The 16,716-nt window shown below is 67.3% G+C and carries 18 protein-coding genes and 2 pseudogenes; 12 read left to right on the top strand and 8 right to left on the bottom strand.

The genetic code is table 11. The features are described from left to right. Window positions 1-103 precede the first annotated feature (103 nt). A complete protein-coding gene (erpA, locus tag AC3WRC_RS03135) occupies window positions 104-421 on the top strand; it encodes an iron-sulfur cluster insertion protein ErpA (protein WP_492302995.1) in 318 nt (105 codons plus the stop codon). Here the strand turns inward: erpA and AC3WRC_RS03130 are convergent. The 3 genes and pseudogenes from AC3WRC_RS03130 to AC3WRC_RS03120 form a co-directional block, all read right to left on the bottom strand. Continuing rightward, a complete protein-coding gene (locus tag AC3WRC_RS03130) occupies window positions 405-602 on the bottom strand; it encodes a hypothetical protein (protein WP_039245449.1) in 198 nt (65 codons plus the stop codon). The genes erpA and AC3WRC_RS03130 overlap by 17 nt on opposite strands. Next, window positions 599-1,794: pseudogene (locus tag AC3WRC_RS03125) on the bottom strand (PepSY-associated TM helix domain-containing protein). The gene AC3WRC_RS03130 and the pseudogene AC3WRC_RS03125 overlap by 4 nt, the downstream one beginning before the upstream one ends. After that, a pseudogene (locus AC3WRC_RS03120) lies at window positions 1,764-3,662 on the bottom strand (TonB-dependent receptor); the annotation flags it as partial. The pseudogenes AC3WRC_RS03120 and AC3WRC_RS03125, both read right to left, overlap by 31 nt. 356 nt (window positions 3,663-4,018) lie before the next feature. On the opposite strand from AC3WRC_RS03120, the gene AC3WRC_RS03115 reads away from it, so the two are divergent. The 4 genes from AC3WRC_RS03115 to AC3WRC_RS03100 are packed head-to-tail and all read left to right on the top strand — an operon-like array spanning window position 4,019 to window position 6,370. Further along, window positions 4,019-4,324: a metalloregulator ArsR/SmtB family transcription factor gene (locus AC3WRC_RS03115; RefSeq protein ID WP_492302874.1), complete on the top strand. Its 306-nt coding sequence runs from the start codon at window positions 4,019-4,021 to the stop codon at window positions 4,322-4,324. Beyond that, window positions 4,321-5,001 carry an SdpI family protein gene (locus tag AC3WRC_RS03110; RefSeq protein WP_492302873.1) on the top strand — a complete coding sequence of 227 codons (681 nt, stop codon included), beginning with the start codon at window positions 4,321-4,323 and terminating at the stop codon, window positions 4,999-5,001. The genes AC3WRC_RS03115 and AC3WRC_RS03110 overlap by 4 nt, the downstream gene beginning before the upstream one ends. Window positions 5,002-5,023: 22 nt before the next feature. Continuing rightward, entirely contained in the window at window positions 5,024-5,956 is a 933-nt protein-coding gene (locus tag AC3WRC_RS03105) for an alpha/beta hydrolase (RefSeq protein ID WP_492302872.1), read from the top strand. A 54-nt stretch (window positions 5,957-6,010) separates the two neighbouring features. Further along, window positions 6,011-6,370, top strand: a complete 360-nt coding sequence (locus AC3WRC_RS03100) for a hypothetical protein (protein ID WP_492302871.1) — start codon at window positions 6,011-6,013, stop codon at window positions 6,368-6,370. Window positions 6,371-6,399: 29 nt separating this feature from the next. Here AC3WRC_RS03100 and AC3WRC_RS03095 read toward each other — a convergent pair whose 3' ends face one another. From AC3WRC_RS03095 to AC3WRC_RS03085, 3 genes are all read right to left on the bottom strand, one after another. Then, window positions 6,400-7,122 (bottom strand): prephenate dehydrogenase/arogenate dehydrogenase family protein, encoded by a 723-nt coding sequence (locus tag AC3WRC_RS03095; RefSeq protein WP_492302870.1) that lies wholly within the window; start codon window positions 7,120-7,122, stop codon window positions 6,400-6,402. After that, window positions 7,119-8,450, bottom strand: a complete 1,332-nt coding sequence (locus tag AC3WRC_RS03090; protein ID WP_492302869.1) for a dihydroorotase — start codon at window positions 8,448-8,450, stop codon at window positions 7,119-7,121. Before AC3WRC_RS03090 ends, AC3WRC_RS03095 begins: the two co-directional genes overlap by 4 nt. A gap of 163 nt (window positions 8,451-8,613) precedes the next feature. After that, window positions 8,614-9,573 (bottom strand): glycosyltransferase family 9 protein, encoded by a 960-nt coding sequence (locus AC3WRC_RS03085; RefSeq protein ID WP_492302868.1) that lies wholly within the window; start codon window positions 9,571-9,573, stop codon window positions 8,614-8,616. A gap of 86 nt (window positions 9,574-9,659) precedes the next feature. On the opposite strand from AC3WRC_RS03085, the gene AC3WRC_RS03080 reads away from it, so the two are divergent. The 7 genes from AC3WRC_RS03080 to rnhB all read left to right on the top strand — a co-directional run bounded on the left by AC3WRC_RS03080 (window position 9,660) and on the right by rnhB (window position 15,264). Beyond that, window positions 9,660-9,890 (top strand): hypothetical protein, encoded by a 231-nt coding sequence (locus AC3WRC_RS03080; RefSeq protein ID WP_492302867.1) that lies wholly within the window; start codon window positions 9,660-9,662, stop codon window positions 9,888-9,890. Continuing rightward, the gene (locus AC3WRC_RS03075; protein WP_492302866.1) at window positions 9,887-10,453 is read left to right on the top strand and encodes a hypothetical protein; all 567 of its coding nucleotides are present in this window, start codon (window positions 9,887-9,889) and stop codon (window positions 10,451-10,453) included. The genes AC3WRC_RS03080 and AC3WRC_RS03075 overlap by 4 nt, the downstream gene beginning before the upstream one ends. A gap of 67 nt (window positions 10,454-10,520) precedes the next feature. Continuing rightward, entirely contained in the window at window positions 10,521-11,909 is a 1,389-nt protein-coding gene (locus tag AC3WRC_RS03070; protein WP_492302865.1) for a hybrid sensor histidine kinase/response regulator, read from the top strand. A gap of 50 nt (window positions 11,910-11,959) precedes the next feature. After that, entirely contained in the window at window positions 11,960-12,763 is an 804-nt protein-coding gene (gene ygfZ, locus AC3WRC_RS03065) for a CAF17-like 4Fe-4S cluster assembly/insertion protein YgfZ (RefSeq protein ID WP_492302864.1), read from the top strand. A gap of 7 nt (window positions 12,764-12,770) precedes the next feature. After that, on the top strand, window positions 12,771-13,529 hold the full coding sequence (locus AC3WRC_RS03060) for a 3-oxoacyl-ACP reductase (protein WP_492302863.1): 759 nt from the start codon (window positions 12,771-12,773) through the stop codon (window positions 13,527-13,529). A 501-nt stretch (window positions 13,530-14,030) separates the two neighbouring features. Further along, complete coding sequence (locus AC3WRC_RS03055) at window positions 14,031-14,630, top strand: DNA-3-methyladenine glycosylase I (protein WP_492302862.1); 600 nt, start codon at window positions 14,031-14,033, stop codon at window positions 14,628-14,630. Beyond that, window positions 14,623-15,264 (top strand): ribonuclease HII, encoded by a 642-nt coding sequence (gene rnhB, locus AC3WRC_RS03050; RefSeq protein WP_492302861.1) that lies wholly within the window; start codon window positions 14,623-14,625, stop codon window positions 15,262-15,264. Before AC3WRC_RS03055 ends, rnhB begins: the two co-directional genes overlap by 8 nt. Before the next feature lie 7 nt (window positions 15,265-15,271). Here rnhB and AC3WRC_RS03045 read toward each other — a convergent pair whose 3' ends face one another. Both AC3WRC_RS03045 and AC3WRC_RS03040 read right to left on the bottom strand, forming a co-directional pair. Next, the gene (locus tag AC3WRC_RS03045; protein ID WP_492302860.1) at window positions 15,272-15,550 is read right to left on the bottom strand and encodes a hypothetical protein; all 279 of its coding nucleotides are present in this window, start codon (window positions 15,548-15,550) and stop codon (window positions 15,272-15,274) included. A 62-nt stretch (window positions 15,551-15,612) separates the two neighbouring features. Continuing rightward, a complete protein-coding gene (locus AC3WRC_RS03040) occupies window positions 15,613-16,650 on the bottom strand; it encodes a DNA adenine methylase (protein WP_492302859.1) in 1,038 nt (345 codons plus the stop codon). Window positions 16,651-16,716 lie beyond the last annotated feature (66 nt).

Genomic DNA, 16,716 nt, shown 5'->3' with positions numbered 1-16,716 from the left:
TGCGAACGGCCGTGCCCGCCTCATATAGACAGCCGTGAGCACCGTCCAATCCACAGAACCGTCCACACCCGCCTTCACCGTCGCCACGCGCGCGCCGGAAGGCATCGTCCTGGCCGCCAGCGCCGCCAAGCGCCTGGCCAAGCTGGGCGCGGCCGAGGGCAAGACCCTGATGCTGCGCGTCGCGGTGGACGGCGGCGGCTGCTCAGGCTTCCAGTATCGGTTCGAGCTGGTCGAGACGGCCCAGGACGGCGATCTGCGCATCCATGCCGACGGCCAGACCGCCTTGATCGACCCCGTCTCGGTTCCCTTCCTTAAGAATTCCGAGATCGCCTACGTCGATGAACTGGCCGGCGCCCAGTTCGTGGTCAGAAACCCAAACGCGGCCTCCAGCTGCGGCTGCGGCGTCAGCTTCTCGATCTGACGACGGCCCAGCCGGTCGCCAGGATGGGCGAGGCCAGCAAGGCCGCAAAGGCCCAGTCCCACACCCCATCCTGCAACAGCGCGCCCACCAGCCCGATCAGGCTGAGCGCAAACAGGACGATGGGCGCGCGGAAGATGGCCCACAGGGTCAGATCCCTCGGGTTATGACGGCGACGGCTCACGCCTTCCGCCTCCCCTTGCCCAGCCACAGATAAAGACCGGACCCCAGGATCACGATGGTGGCGATGTCCAAGAGCGCCCACAGGATCTTCAGCGCCAGCCCGCCGTAGTCTCCGAAATGCAGCGGCTGCGACAGCGACAGGGTCTTCACATACCAGGGCATCGGCGCCACCGCCGCCAGTTCCCCCGTCCGCGCGTCGATCAGCGCCGGCGTCGTCATATGCGTCGTCAGCGGCGTGTCGCCGTGGAAGAAGACGGCATAGTGGTGGTCGGTCGAATAGTCGGTCCCCGGAAACGCCACGAACTGCAGCTTCATGCCCGGCAGCGCCGCCTTGGCCCGCTCCACCGCCGCGTCCAGCGAGGCCCGGCCCTGCGCGGGCGCCGGCGTGTCATAGGCGACCGTCAACTCCTTCAGCGCCGTCTCTTTCCAATAGGCCAGGATGGGCGTGGCCAGGGTGTTGACCACCCCCGTCAGCCCCACCACCAGCACCCAGGCCGCTGTCACAACGCCCAGCAGATTGTGATAGTCCAGCCACCGCGTCCGCGCCGCCTTCTTGACCCGCACCGTCCCGAACGGCAGCCGACGCATGAAGGGCGCATACAGCACCACGCCCGACACCACGGCGACGACCAGCAACAGCCCCATCGCGCCCAGAAACAGCATTCCCGGCAGACCCAGGAACATGTCGGTGTGCAGCTGAAGCAGGAACTCCATCACCGGATGACCGGCGACCAGCGGCGCGCCCTCGCCGCTGGTCTGGTCGATGGGCTCGAAACTGTATTTGCCGGCCGGGGCGTCGGGGGCGCGGCTGGTGACGTTCACCACCGGCCGGTCCTCGTCGAAGCTCATGAAGGCCGGAACCTCGCCCGGATGTTTGGCCAGACCGGCGGCCAGCACCTGATCCAGGCTCAGCAGCGGCCCGTCCGGATTGGCGGGCTCCCACGCCTGTGGCAGCAAGACTTCCTCGATCTCGTGCGTGAACACCAGCGGTAGGCCCGTGACGCACAGCATCAGCAGGAAGACGGTCGAGATCAGGCTCGACCATTTATGCGTCCAGGACCAGGCGCGGATTGTTCGGGCGTGCATCAGCCGGCGCGGATCAGAACTCGGCCGAGACCGACAGGCGGAACGTACGCGGCGCGCCCAGCGTCAGATAGCTGGACGTCGGGGCGTAACCACCCACCGACACCCACTGATCCTCGTCGGCGAGGTTCTCGACCCGCGCGCGAACCGTCAGCGGCTTGCCGCCCGCCTCGAAGGCATAGCGCACGCCCGCATCGAAACGGGTCCAGGCGTCCAGCTCCACCGTATTGGCTGCGTTGACCGGTTGTTCGCCCGTATAGACCGCGCGGCCTTCCAACGTCAGGCCGGCGACCATCGGCACATCCCATTCCGCATTCAGATTGGCCTGGAACTCGGGCGATCCCGTGGGCCGTTTTCCGACCAGAGTGGCGTCCAGCGAACGGGTGACCTCGGCAGCCAGCCAGGTCGCGCCGCCGATCAGGCGCACGCCCGCGACCGGTTCGCCATAGACGCCCAGCTCGACGCCGGTGTTCTGCTGCTCGCCGTCGGCGGTGTAGTTCTGGCCGTCGAAATAGGCCTGCGGGCGGTTCGCCTGGAAGACGCTCAGCGTGCCTCCAAACGTCCCGGCGTCATATTTGACGCCGACTTCGTATTGCTCGGACTGGAAGGGCGCCAGCACTTCGCCGGCGTTGCCGACCGGCGCGCCGCCGACCTGGGCCGGCGCCGTCGCGCCCGGCTGCAGCGCTTCGGCATAGTTGGCGTAGAGCGAGATACGGTCGCTGGGCTTGAAAACAACCGCAAAGGCCGGCGTCCAGGCATCGCCCTCATAGGCTCCGTTTTCGACATCGGTGTTGTAGTCGAACGACCGCGTCTCGATCTCCTGATACCGCACCCCGACCGTGGCCAGCAGGCGACCGTCCAGTAAGGACATCATGTCGGCGAAGGCGACCGAGCGATTATTCACACGCTCCGTCACCCGCGGATCGGACAGGTCGCCGCCGACGAAGAAGTCGGGCGTCGGCGCCGTCACGTCGACCGGGTCATCCAGATTGCTGGCAAAACCGGCGAAGTTCGAAAAGGCGTAGGCGTTCTTGGACTTGGACCGCACCTGCGACGCCGAGACGACAAGCCGATGTCCGACCGGGCCCGTCGTCACGTCCGCACGCAGGCCGACATCGCCGGCCCACACCGTGTCCTCGCGCACATTGTCGAAGCGATAGGCGCTCAGCGTCCCGTCGGCCGCGGCGTTCGGATTGGCCAGCACATTGTCCTCCTCCCCACGACGCCCGCCCACGGCCGCCCAGGCGGTGACGCGGTCGGTCAGGTCGAACTCGCCGCGCGCGGCGCCGAACAGCTGTTGGTCGTCGGTATAGGTCCAGGGCTGCGCGAAGTTGGCGTCGGCCGAGGGCGCCTCGGGAACCGCGCCGTTGGGCGTCACCTGCGGCTGCGGCGCGTCGATGCGGTGGTCCTGCCAGCCCAAATCGGCCGAGAAGCGGGCGCGTTCCCCGCGACGGTCCACGCCCAGGCCCAGCACGCGCAGTTCGCTGTGCTGATCCTCGACCGCGCCCTCGCCGGCACGGCTGACCAGGTTCAGGCGCGCGCCCCAGGCGTCGTCGGCGCCGAAGCGGCGCGCCAAGTCGGCGGCGGCGTAGATCTCGTCGCCGCCTTCCCATCCGGCCGTCAGGCGGTTCAGGTCCGCGCCCGTCGCGCGCTTGGGAACCAGGTTGAAGGCTCCGCCGACCCCGCTGCCACCCGGCGCCGCGCCGTTCAGGAAGGCCGTCGCGCCGTGAAAGACCTCGACCCGCTCCAGCAGTTCCGGCGCCACATACTGGCGGGGCAGAACGCCGTACAGGCCGTTGTAGGTCATGTCGTCCGAGTAAACCGGGAAGCCCCGGATCAGATAGACTTCCTGGAAATTGCCGAACCCCTTGGTCACCCGCACGGCTGGATCGTTCTGCAACACGTCGCCCACGCTGCGCGCCTGCTGATCGCGGATCAGGGTCTCGGTATAGCTGGTCACATTGAACGGCGTATCCATCGCATCCAGCGCGCCGAACAGACCGACGCGGCCGCCTGTGGCGACCTGTCCGCCGGCATAGGTGCCGGGCAAGCCGACTTGAGACCCGCCGGTGACCACGATCTCGCCCAGCTCCACGGGCTCCGACGTCGTCGACTGCGCCAAGGCGGGCGCGGCGGCGGCAAGGGCCAGGCTGCTGACGGCACAGGCGAGACGGGACGAACGGATCATGAAGTGCAACGCATTCTCAGGAACAAAGACGGCGCTCTTACTCTTCGTTGCGACTGCTTTGCAATGGCGAGTTCGCGCCTGCGACATAATGCAGTCCATCCATCCCGAGCTTGCATTTAGCCAATTTCCTAATTATGGATATCCCTATGAACACCCTGTTCAAGGCTCTGTCGCACCCCGTGCGTCGTCGCATCATCGCCATGCTGCGCGCCGGTCCGCTGGCGTCCGGCGACATCGCCGCCGCCTTCGACATGAGCTGGCCCACCATCACCGGCCATCTCAACGCCCTGAAGGAGGCCGGCCTGGTCAGCCCGGAGCGCGAGGGCCAGACCATCCGCTATCGGCTAGAAATCTCGGCGGTCGAGGAGGCGATGGCCTTCCTGATGGACATCGTCGGAACCGGCGAAGCGACCGAAGCCCTGCCTGACGCCCGCAAGGAGCCCCGTCGATGAAGGACCGCCTGTCGCTGCTGGACTATCTGACCGTCGCCGTCTTCGGCATGCAGGCGGCCTTCGCCCTGTATATCGGCGTCAACGGCCCGACGACGCCCATGCCGATGCACTGGACCGCGGACTGGCAGGTCGATCGCTGGGGCGACCGGGTGGAGTTCGCGACCTTCACGGGCGGCATGGCGGTGATCGGCTTCATCGCCGCCGCCGGCCTGGGTCTGGCCGCCCTGCGCGCCGAGGCCCAAGGCGACGCCTCGCGTCGTCGTTCGATGCGGATCGGTCAGGGACTGACCCTGTTCATCGTCGCCGCCATCGGCGTGATGATCGCCTGGGCCAGCCTAGGACATGCGACCGTCGACAGTGGCCCCGCCGTCATGACGGGCGCCCTGTCGCTGATCCTGCTGGTCGTCGGCGCCTTCCTCGGCCGGGTCGCGCCCAATCCCCTGATCGGCGTGCGCACGCCCTGGAACTACAAGAGCCGCCTGGCATGGGACCGCTCGAACCGTCTGGCCGGCCGGCTGTTCTGCCTGGTCGGTCTGGCCGGCCTGATCGCCGCGCCGATTGCGCCCCCGCCCTACGGCGTCACGGCCCTGACCGCCGCCGTCATCATCGTCGCGGGCCTTTCGATCTTCGAAAGCTGGCGCGTCTGGCGCGCCGATCCCGACCGCCAACCTTTCTGATCTCGCCGCCAAGGAGACTGCAATGCTGACGCTGACCCACGCCCTTCTCGCCGCCAGCCTGCTCGCCGGCCCGGTTTCGACAGACATCGCCCTGCCCGCCCAGCCCGCGCCCCTGCATGGCACGCTGCTGACGCCCGAGGCGCCGACGGCCGTCGCCGTCATCCTGCCCGGCTCCGGCCCGACGGATCGAGACGGCAACAGCCCGATGGGCGTCGCCGCCTCCACCTATCGCCTGCTGGCCGAAGGCCTGGCGGAACAGGGCGTCGCCACCGTCCGCATCGACAAGCGCGGCATCGCGGCCAGCGCCGCCGCCGGGCTCGAGGAGACCAAGCTGCGTTTCGACGACTACGCCGCCGACGCCCGCGCCTGGGCCGCCGAGGCCGCCTCGCGCACGGATCAGCCCTGCGCCTGGTTGATCGGCCACAGCGAAGGCGCCCTGGTCGCGCTGAAGGCGGTCGAGGGCGGAGACGACAAGATTTGCGGCCTGATCCTGCTGTCCGGCGCCGGCCGTCCAGCGGGCGTAGTGATCCGCGAACAACTTCAGGCCGGCCTGCCCGAACCCCTGAAGACCCAGGCCTTCGCCGTCCTGACCGAGCTTGAGGCCGGCCGCACCGTCGCCGACACGCCGCCCGCGCTGGCGGCCCTGTTCCGCCCCTCGGTCCAGCCCTATCTGATCTCGTGGCTGCCGCTGGACCCCGCCGCCCTGCTCGCCGCCTACGACGGCCCGGTCTTTATCGGCCAGGGGACCACCGACCTCCAGATCGGCGTCACGGACGCGCAAGGCTTGGCCGCCGCCAACCCCAAAGCCACGCTGAAATTCTGGGACGGCGTCAACCACCTCCTGAAGACCGCCCCCGCCGACCGCGCCGCCAACCTGGCGACCTATTCAGACCCGACGCTACCGCTAGCGCCGGGCGTAGAGGAGGATGTTAGGTCGTTTATCCGGGCGCATTAATCGTCATCAACATCTGACCGGCTTGAAAAAATTATTCAGGCGACCGAGGCTCGCTTGAGCATGCGCAGGGTGATTAACGAACTTCGGGTGGTATGGACCTTTCACAAGGTTGCTCTAGGTGGAGCGCTTATTGTGGTCGTACTCGCGGTCGTGATGGCGATCGTGGTAGCCTTTGTTAGCGCACCGCAATTCACCAAAGGCAAGGTGATATCGTTCGATGTCGCCGGAAGCGAACGGCGCAATGCTCCTGCGGCTATCGTTCATGTGGAAGGCCGCTTGGCCCGGATCAAAGTGTACAGACGCATCTCGTGCTTGGTCGGCGAAGAGATGGAGCTCATGCGCTATGACACGCCACTCGGATCGTTTTACGCTCTCGCTTCTGGTCCTCGCCCCTGCCATTCGCCGGAGGGCTGAATGGCGATTATGAGAACTTCGCCGTAAAGTTAGTCCACCCCTCCCCGCGCCTCATCCGCCAAAGCGAAAAACCGCTCCCTGACCTCGGCCGCGAACGGGTTGTCGCGTTCGATGGCGCGGAAGACGGCGGGGCTGTCGTGGCGGACCATGTCGACGGCCTGCATCAGGCGATCGAAACTGGCGGTGGTCATGCGCGTCGGCAGGGGCTCCATCGCCATCAGGACGCGGGCGATCAGATGGGTCAGACCCTGCACCGTCGCAGCCTCGCGGTCGTGGTCCTCGGGACTGACCTGAAACACCTTCAGGCGCAGCGCCCGGCGGCAGAAGGCGGCGACGCGGCGCGCGTCTTTCGCCCCCCTCACCTCGCACACGGCGATCCGCAGGCCCGCGATGCCGTCCTTGCCGCTCTGTGGGCCGAACAGCGGGTGCGTCCCGACAATCCGCACGCCGGGCGGCAGCAGTTCGTTCATCGCCTGCGCCGGCTTCACCTTCACCGAGCCCACGTCGATGACCAAGGCGTTGGGCCTCAGGAGCGGGCCGATGGCGATCAGCGTCGCCTCCAGCGCCTCGACCGGCACGGCCAGCATCACCGTCGGAAAGGCGGCGGCGGTCGCCAGATCGGTCAGGGTCGCGAGGCCCTCGTCATCGCTGGCCGCCGGATCATGCGCCAGGATATCGAACCCCGCCGACAGATGCCGCGCCGTCAGCCGCCCGAAGGCGCCGAAGCCGATCAGGCCGAGCGTTTCCCTCACAGTGTCTCCATGAACCGCACCGGCCGCCCGTGCGCCGATCCGATCAGTTCGCCGTCCTGCATCACCACCCGGCCGCGCACGATCGTCGCCATCGGCCAGCCTGTCGCCTCCACCCCATCGAACGGGGTCCAGCCGCAGCGCGTCGCCTGCTGTTCATGGGTGATCGTCCGCTTGGACTTCAGATCGACGATGGTCAGGTCGGCGTCATAGCTGACGGCCATCCGCCCCTTGTTGGCCGTGCCGAACACCCGCTGCGCGCCCGCCGAGGTCAGGTCGATGAACCGCTCCAGCGACAGTCGCCCGTTCGCCACGTGCGTCAGCATCAGCGGCACCAGCGTCTGCACCCCCGGCATGCCGGACGGCGAGGCCGGGTACGGTTTGGCCTTCTCCTCCTTCGTGTGCGGCGCGTGGTCGGAGCCCAGCACGTCGGCCACGCCCTGCTGCATTCCCCACAGCCACAGGGCGTCCACATGCTCCTGCGACCGGATCGGCGGGTTCATCTGGGCATAGCTGCCCAGCCGCTCATAGACTTCCGGTCCGACCAGGGTCAGGTGCTGGGGCGTGATCTCGACAGTGGCGACATCCTTGTGGAAGCGCAGATATTCCATCTCGTCCCTGGTCGTGACGTGCAGCACATGGATGCGCGCGCCCGTCTCCTTGGCCAGGCCGACCAGGCGCCGCGTCGAGCGGATGGCGCTCTCGGCGTCGCGCACCTCGGGGTGGCTGGTCCAGTCGCCGGTGCGGGCCAGACCGCGACGCTCGACCAGACGGTATTCGTCCTCGGAGTGGAAGGTGGCGCGACGACGCACGTTCGACAGGACCTTGCGCACCCCCTCGTCGTCGGCGATCAGCAGGTCGCCGGTCGAGGCGCCCATGAAGACCTTGACCCCGCAGCAGCCAGGCAGCCGCTCCAGCTCGCCCAGATAGTCCGCATTCTCGTGCGTGCCGCCGATGTAGAAGGCGTGGTCCGTCCACATCCGATCCTTGGCCCGCGCCAGCTTGTCGGCCATGGTGTCGGGGTCTGTGGTGTTGGGATTGGTGTTTGGCATCTCGAACACGGCGACGACCCCGCCCAGCGCCGCCGCGCGGCTGCCCGTCTCCAGATCTTCCTTCCACTCCAGCCCCGGCTCGCGGAAATGCACCTGGGTGTCGATCACCCCGGGCAGAACCGTCAGGCCCGTCGCATCGAAGACCTCCCCGGCCGAGGCCTGAGACAGGTCGCCGATGAAGGCGATCTTGCCGTCGATCACCCCGACATCCGCCATGCCCCGCCCCGCATGGTTCGCCACTTCGCCGCCACGGACGATCAGGTCATAGGTCTGGGTCATGGGGCGGCGTCCTTTCTTTCACTCCGTCATCCTCGGGCTTGACCCAAGGATCGGACTGTCCGCATCGCGACAGGCGACGCATTGACGCCATGCTTCTACCGGAACCACCGCCCAGCGGAACCCTCGATCCTCGGGTCAAGCCCGAGGATGACGGAAGACATGATCAACGTTTCAACATCCGCTGCGCCGCCTTCAGCACCCGCTCCCACGGCAGGTCCATCATATGCTGGATCGCCTGGTTCAGGCGCGGATCCAGCTTTTTGAACTCGTCATAGGTGCGCGGCCCGCGCACGGCTTCGCCCTTCCAGGGTCCGCGCACGGTCTCGTCGGACGGTCCAAACACGGCCACCACCGGCACGCCCGAGGCCACGGCCAGCTGGGTCCAGATCGAGTCCGCCCCGATATACAGCACCGACGTCGACAGGGCCGCGACCGTCTGCAGCCGCGTCAGCCTGCCCTGAAGCTCGATCACCCTCGCGCGCGGCACGGCGTAGCGGATCGTGTGCGCCGCCTCGCGGTCGATCTCCTCGCCCACGATCATCAGCCGGCCGCCCGCCAGCGGCCCGTCGTCGGCCAGCAGCTTGGCCGCGACCTTGGCGTAGCGTTCGGCGGGCCAGCGCTTGCCCATCCATTCCACGCCCGGGCCGACCGCCAAGATCGGCCCGTCTCCACCCGTCGCCGGGATCAACGCCTCGACCTGGGCCCGCGTCTCATCCGAGACGTAGAGTTTCGGCGCCGGGATCTCATCGGGCTCCAGCTTCAGCACCGCCGCCGCCGCCTCGACCGCATGCAGGCCCGGCTGATCCTTGCCCCGCACCGCGCGCTTGTGCCGCCTCAGCTTGCCCGACAGATCCGAGCCGCGCATGTCCACGACCAGCCCCCATTTGGTCGCGCGCACCTGGTTCCACAGGGCGATCCATTCGAAATGGCCTTCGCGCTCCAGCACGATCGACTTCGTCAGGCGCGGCGTATCGGCGAACAGCGGCGCGCTGGCGGCCGATCCGACGATGGTGAAGGTCGCGTGCGGCAGGCTCTCGACCAGATGCGCCAGCACGCCTGAAGACAGCACGGCGTCCTCGGCGTCCGCCTCGGCGATGTACAGGATGGGAAACCGCCCGATCATCCGTCGACGGATACAGGGATTCTATCTGCGGTTCAGCGCCAAACGCGTGTTTCCACAGAAAGGCCCCATGCGCTACAGCACCGCGCATGAGCCACACGCCCGACGCCGCCCCGGATCCAGAAGCCGCCGCCGCCCTTGAACGCTTCAAGGCCCAGCGCGTCACGGCCATCTACCGGCTGGACCTGATCGCCAAGGGCGCGACGATTTCCTACGAGGACGGCACGCCCATCGACATGGCTTCCGAAAAGGCGCGACTAGAAGCGGTCGTCGCCGACATGGATCGCCGCATCGCCCGGATGGAGCGTTCAGCCGGGTGAGCCTGCCCCTCCTCCCCGGCCGGACCTGCGGCGGTTGCGTCGAATGTTGTCGGGTCATTCCGCTGAACCTGCCGGAACTGGCCAAGCCGACGGGCGAACTGTGCGCCTATTGCGTCGACGGCGCGGGCTGTTCGGTCCACGCGATCCGACCGAACACCTGCCGCGTCTGGTTCTGCCTGTGGCGTGTGGTCGAGCTGTCCGACGACTGGCGACCGGATCGCAGCGGCGTCATCGTCCGCCCCGACGGCGTCGAGGATGGGGTCATCACCCTGTATGTCCTGCGCCGCTCCGACTTCCTGGCCTCGCCCGAGTTTTTCGTGACCGTCGCCGGCTGGGTCGCGGAAGGCATTGAGGTCGCACTCAGCATTCCCGGCCCCGTCGGGACCTATCCGGCCCGTGCCGTCGTCACCGATTGGCTGCGTCCGGCCATCGAGGATGGCGACACGGACGCCTTCACGACCCGCGTTCTGATGTCCCTCGACCGGCTGGCCGAACACGATTTCCAGCCGGACGGCGTCGTCGCGCGATATGCGGTGACAACCCAGGATCGGCCGAAAGCTTAGCCGAAGCTTAAGCCCTTGGCGATACGATAAAATCCGTAACGCCGTCGCTGGAAAGGGCACGCCGTCGATGCAGGCCTGGGACGCGCTGAAACGACCGATCTGGATGTTCGATCCGGTCGCCTTGCGCGGCGTCTACGCTAATGCGGCCGCGCTCGACCTCTGGGGCTCCGATAATCTCGACGCCCTTCTGGCGCGCGATTTCAGCAACGTCTCCCCCGCCGTCCTGGCTCGCACCGAGCGTCTGGCGCGCGAGACGGCCAATGGTGAGACCCTAACGGAAGACTGGACCTTCTACCCGCACGGGCGACCGCTAACGGTGTCGGCGGTGATCTCGACCTATCGCCTGACGGACGGCACGCCGGTTCTGCTGTTTGAGGCCGCGCCCATTGCGGTCGAAAACGAGGAGCGTCGCGCGGTGGAGGCGTTGCGCCACACCTCGACGCTGATCACCCTGTTCGACAGCGAGGCCCGCCCGATCTTCTCCAATCCGTCGGCCTTCGCCGCCTACGGATCGACCGCGCACCCCTTCGAGGCCCGGTTCGCCGAACCCGAGCGCGCCCAGCCCATGCTGGCGACCGCCCTGTCGGGGTCAGCGATTTCCGACGTCTGCGAGATCATCACGCGAGAAGGCGTGCGCTGGCACCATCTCGACGTTCGTCCCGTGACGGACCCCGTCACGGGCCATCTCGGCGTCTTGCTGAACGAGATCGATGTGACCGACCGCGTCGAGGCCGAACAGGCCCGCGTCGCCGCCGAGCAGAAAACATCGATGGCCGAGGCTCGGCAGAAGTTCCTGACGGACATGTCGCACGAACTGCGCACGCCGCTGAACGCGGTCATCGGCTTCTCCGACCTGTTGTCCAAGGCCGGCTTGCCCGACGAACAGGCCGATCAGGCCGCCCGCATCAACGGCGCGGGCCAGCGCCTGCTTTCCGTCGTCAACGACATGATCGACCTGTCGGCCGACAACGTCGTTCCCCTGGCGCCCTCAGACACCCCGGCCGAGCCCGCCCCGCCGGCCGATGAGGCCGTCCCTGCCCTGCGCGTCCTCTATGTCGACGATCACGACAGCAATCGCGCCCTGGTCATGGCGGTGTTGACGGCCCAGGGCATTGCCTGCGCCACCGCCAACGACGGCGAACAGGGCGTCGAGGCCGCCCGCACCGGCGACTGGGACGTGATCCTGATGGATATCCAGATGCCCGTCATGGACGGCGTCGAGGCGACCCGCGCCATCCGCGCCCTGCCCGGCGTCGTGGGCCGCACGCCGATCCTGGCCCTGACCGCCAACACCCTGCCGGAACAGCTGACCCAGTACGAACAGGCCGGCATGGACGACTGCATCGCCAAGCCGATGAACATTGTCGACCTGGTCATGCGCGTCACCGCCTGGGGCGCCAGCGACTGGCGCACCTTCGATCCTCGCCTCGAGGAAGCGGCGGTCGCTGTCGCCTAAATTCTCTGCGGCGTCTTCTGAAGGCACGCCGTGCGCCCTATCTTCGCCCCATGCCCATCGCCCGTCTCGACAGTCGCGCCCTGGTCTCCGTCACGGGCGAGGATGCGAAACCCTTTCTGCACAATCTGTTGACCCAGGATGTGGAGACGCTGGCCGAAGGCGAGCTGCGCTTCGGCGCATTGTTGTCGCCGCCCGGTCGGCTGTTGTTCGACCTGTTTCTTCTGGGACAGACTGACGGCGTTCTGCTGGATGTGGCTACTGAGCGTCGCGACGCCCTGATCCAGCGCCTGTCGATGTACAAGCTGCGCGCCAAGGTCGAAGTCGCCGCCGACGACCGCCCGGTGTTCGCCGCCTGGCCCGAGGTCCCCGCCGGCTTCATCCCCGACCCCCGCACGCCCCTGATGGGCGGCCGTCTCTATGGCGAGGCGACTGCGGACGCCGCCGAGACAGACTACGACGCCCACCGTCTGTCGGTCGGCCTGCCCGATCCGACCGCCGACGCGCCCCAGGACAAGACCTATCCGATCGAGGCCGACTTCGACCTGCTGAACGGCATCGACTTCCAGAAGGGCTGTTTCGTCGGCCAGGAAACGACCTCGCGCATGAAGCGCCGGGGCACGATCAAGAACCGGATGCTGCCGCTGGACTTCGACGGCCCGCCCCCCGCCTTCGGCGCCGAGGTGCTGAAGGGCGAACTCCGCGCGGGCGAGGTCCTCTCGGGTCAGGACGGTTCGGCCATGGCCCTGCTGCGCATCGACCGCCTCGACGGCGACCTGACCGTGGACGGCCGCCCGGTGCGCTTGCGCAAACCCGCCTGGATAGGCGAGGACGTCCTTCCCTCCTCCAACGCGTGAGTCCCCCATGAAGATCGCCGATCAGATCGTCCTCGTCACCGGCGGGGCGCGCGGCGTCGGCGCCGCCTGCGTCCGCGCCTTCGCCCATGAAGGCGCTCGCGTCGTCATCAATTGGAGGAACAGCGGCGAGGCCGCGAACGCCCTGGCCGCCGAGATCGGCGAGCGCGCCCTCGCCCTCCTGGCCGACGTGACCGACCGCGCCGCGGTGGACGCCATGGTCGCGGCGGCACAAGGCCACTTCGGCGCACCCGTCACCACCGTCGTCAACAACGCCCTGGACTACAGCTTCAACGGCGACGCCCGCTCCCAGATGACCGCCATCGGCTGGGACGAGATGGATCGCCAGTTCTCCACTGTCGTGCGCGGCGCTCTGAACCTGATCCAGGCGACCGCGCCCGGCATGGCCGCGGCCCGGTTCGGCCGCATCGTCAATATCGGCACCAACCTGTTCCAGAATCCGGTCGTGCCCTACCACGACTACACCGCCGCCAAGGCCGCTCTGCTCAGCCTGACCCGCACCGCCGCCGGCGACCTCGGCCCTGACGGCATCACCGTCAACATGGTCTCGGGCGGCCTTCTGCGCACCACCGACGCCAGCGCCGCCACGCCCGAGGCCGTCTTCGACCTCATCGCCGGCATGACCCCGCTGCGATCGGTGACAACGCCCGAAGAGTTCGCCGACGCCGTCCTCTTCTTCGCCTCCCCCTGGGGCCGCGCGGTCACCGGCCAGAACCTGGTCGTGGACGGGGGATTGGTCAGGGACTGAAATGACGACCGTCTCCTCCCCACTTCGTGGGGAGGTGGCGCGGCGCTCCTTAGCGCCGTGACGGAGGGGTTCTTCACCACATCACAAGCGCCCGTGGGACTTTAAGAGCCCCTCCACCGCTTCGCGGTCCCCCTCCCCATTTCATGGGGAGGTGACGGTCTCCATCCTATTTGCTCAGTACATTTCTCCAGTTTTCAGGGCCTTACTCGCCACCAGCGTCAATCGACCGCCCCCTCCTCCAAACGCCCATAAAATGCGTAGGTTTAGGACCGGAGGAGACGAAAACTTGGACTCGTTGGACTCGCTGGACCGTTTTTCACTGTCCAACGCCGCCCCGCCAAATTGCACTTTCTTGCATTTTGCACGCGTTTCGGAGGGTGCAGTGCAATTTCGCCGCTCCGCCAAGATCAGACAATTAGACACTTTAGACGGTGTTTTTCCGCCGCCTGCGTCGCAAATCCCGCCCTTCCCCAAAATCGACCGCCCAGCCACCATCACCCTATGACCGACCCACATGCAAAAAGCCGATGCGGCTGGTGCGGCACGACCGACCCGCTCTACATCGCCTATCACGATGCGGAATGGGGCGTGCCCGAGCGCGATCCCCGCGCCCTGTGGGAAAAGCTGGTGCTCGACGGCTTTCAGGCCGGTCTCGCCTGGATCACCATCCTCAGAAAACGCGAGGGCATCCGCGACGCCTTCGATGGTTTCGATCCTGAGATCGTCGCCCGCTATGGGGAGGCCGACATCCAGCGCCTGCTGAACGATCCGCGCATCATCCGCTCGCCCGCCAAGATCAACGCCGCCATCCGGGGCGCCCAGATCTGGCTTCAGATGCGCGATGACGGCGAGGACTTCTCCGCCTGGCTCTGGTCGTTCGTCGGCGGCGAGCCGATCCAGACCCCACACGCCGACTATCGCCAGGCCCCGACCCAAACCGAACAGTCCGTCGCCATGGCCAAGGCCCTGAAGAAGCGCGGATTCAACTTCTGCGGCCCGGTCATCGTCTATGCCTTTATGCAGGCTGTCGGCATGGTCAACGATCACCAGACGACCTGCTTCCGTCACGCCCAGGTTCGTGCGATGGCGAGCCATGGCTAAAGCCCCCGCAAATTCGAAAGCTTTCCCGACCCTCGCGCTGGAAACGGTGCTGATTCAGCGCGTCAACGGTCACGTCTGCGGCGTGGACGAGGCCGGGCGCGGTCCCTGGGCCGGCCCCGTCTCGGCGGCGGCGGTCATTCTGAACCCCGACGACCTGCCGCCCGGCATCGACGATTCCAAAGCCCTGACGGAAAAGCGGCGCGCCGCCCTTGAGCCCGAGATCAAGGCCCGCGCCGTCGCCTGGGGCGTCGGCTTCGCCTCGGTGGACGAGATCGAGGAGCTGAACATCCTGCACGCCACGGGTCTGGCCATGTGCCGCGCCATCGAGGCCTTGCAGGTCCAGCCGGTCGCCGCCCTGGTCGACGGCAACTATCGCTTCAAGCTTCCCTGCGAAATCCAGACGGTCGTCGGCGGCGACGGACTGTCGCTCTCCATCGCGGCAGCCTCGATCCTGGCCAAGACCGCACGGGATCGGTTGATGATCGATCTGGACGCCCAATACCCCGGCTACGGCTTCGCCAGCCACAAGGGCTACAACGCCCCCATCCATCAAAACGCCTTGAAGACCCTAGGCCCCTGCCCCGCCCATCGGCGCAGTTGGTCGCCGATCAAGGCGCTGTTGCAGGAGGCCTGACGCCGTCTCAGATGTGCAGGAAGCCGCCCAGCAGCGCGCCCATCAGGGCCGCCACGGCCGCCCCGGCGATCGCCATCATCCAGCGCGGCGGCGGCGCCACTTCAGGCTCGACATCGATCTGTTCGACCGGCTGAACGGCCTCGACCGGCCGTGTGTAACGTGCGGCGTTGTGGGTGAAGGTCGCATCCGCCGTCCGCGGCGCCCACGAGCGCGGCTCGGCCGCCGGACGCAAACGGTAGTCGTCGGGGCGATCGGTCTTGGGGGCGGTGTACGGGTGCGGTTGCATAGTCCCACAACGGCACGCAGCGATTCGCGTTCCGCCCTACCCTCCGTTGTTTTCATTGGTGTCTATGCGGCCACGGGCAGTGAGACCGGCCGCTCGGTGACCACGAACAGGTGCTCGACATTCTTGAGCCGCCCCACCTGCCCGACCTTCTCGCCCTTGGGATTATGGATCCCGATCCGGGCGCCGACATAGCGCGGATGCGCCACCTCGAGGACCTGCACATGGCCTCGCGCCGACAGCATCTCGACCAGGTCGGCGCGGCTTAGATACCCTTCGTCGTTGAAGCTGACGATCAGGTTCGGCGCCTTGACCCGCTCGATCACGGTCCGCAGCGCGGGACCGATGCCGGGCCGGCTGTTGAAGGCGCTCTTGCGCGTCCTCACGTCAACCCGCTTGTTGGCCACCCCATAGGTCTCGGGCCGGTCCCACAGCACCAGGCTTTCCCAGCAATGGTAGTTGCCCAGATAGGAATGCTGGTTGTAGGGCGGGTCCAGATAAACTAGGTCCGCCTCGACCTGTTCGGCGATCTCGACCGCATCGCCCTGCGTCGCGCGGCACGGCCCGTCCACCGCCGGAACCAGGTCCGGGGTGCGCAGCTCCAGCGTCTTCAGCGCCCTCGGCGCCCACTGCTTCATATAGGCCATCTGAACCCCGGCGGTGGAATCCACCCGATCCGCCGCCTCCATCAGGCTGACCAGGGCGATGGCCTTGAGTTCCGGTTCCAGTCCCATGGCCTCGATCCGGTCGCGCATGGCGTCGATGCGAGCACCGTTGTTCGGGTGGAAATACCGCGCGTCCTGACAAAAGGCCTGGGTGAACCAGCCCGCCTCGGGCTTGACTGTCCGCAGCTCGGCCAGCACGGTCTCGACCCGATCGATCCACCGCTCCCGATCCGCCTGGACATATGTCGCCGCCAGGGCGTGGGCATAGGCGTTCAGGTCGTTCGACCAGACCTGAAACCCCTGCTTCTTCAGGGCGTGCCCGACCCGCGCCGTGCCCGAAAACAGATCGCACACCCGCCCGCCCTGCGGCAGCACCCCCGCCACCGCACCCGTCACATGCCCCAGCAAGGCGCGCTTGGAGCCGATATATTTGATCATGACGCGGCCCGACTCATCGCGGCAGCATAGCGGGTTGAGGCGTCGCGCGAGAGAGTGGGCGCCACT

The sequence above is a fragment of the Brevundimonas sp. EU05-FHT14B07 genome, assembly GCF_058790795.1.
The sequence above is the reverse complement of the archived record's forward strand: the minus strand, read 5'-3'. Positions and strand labels throughout refer to the sequence as shown.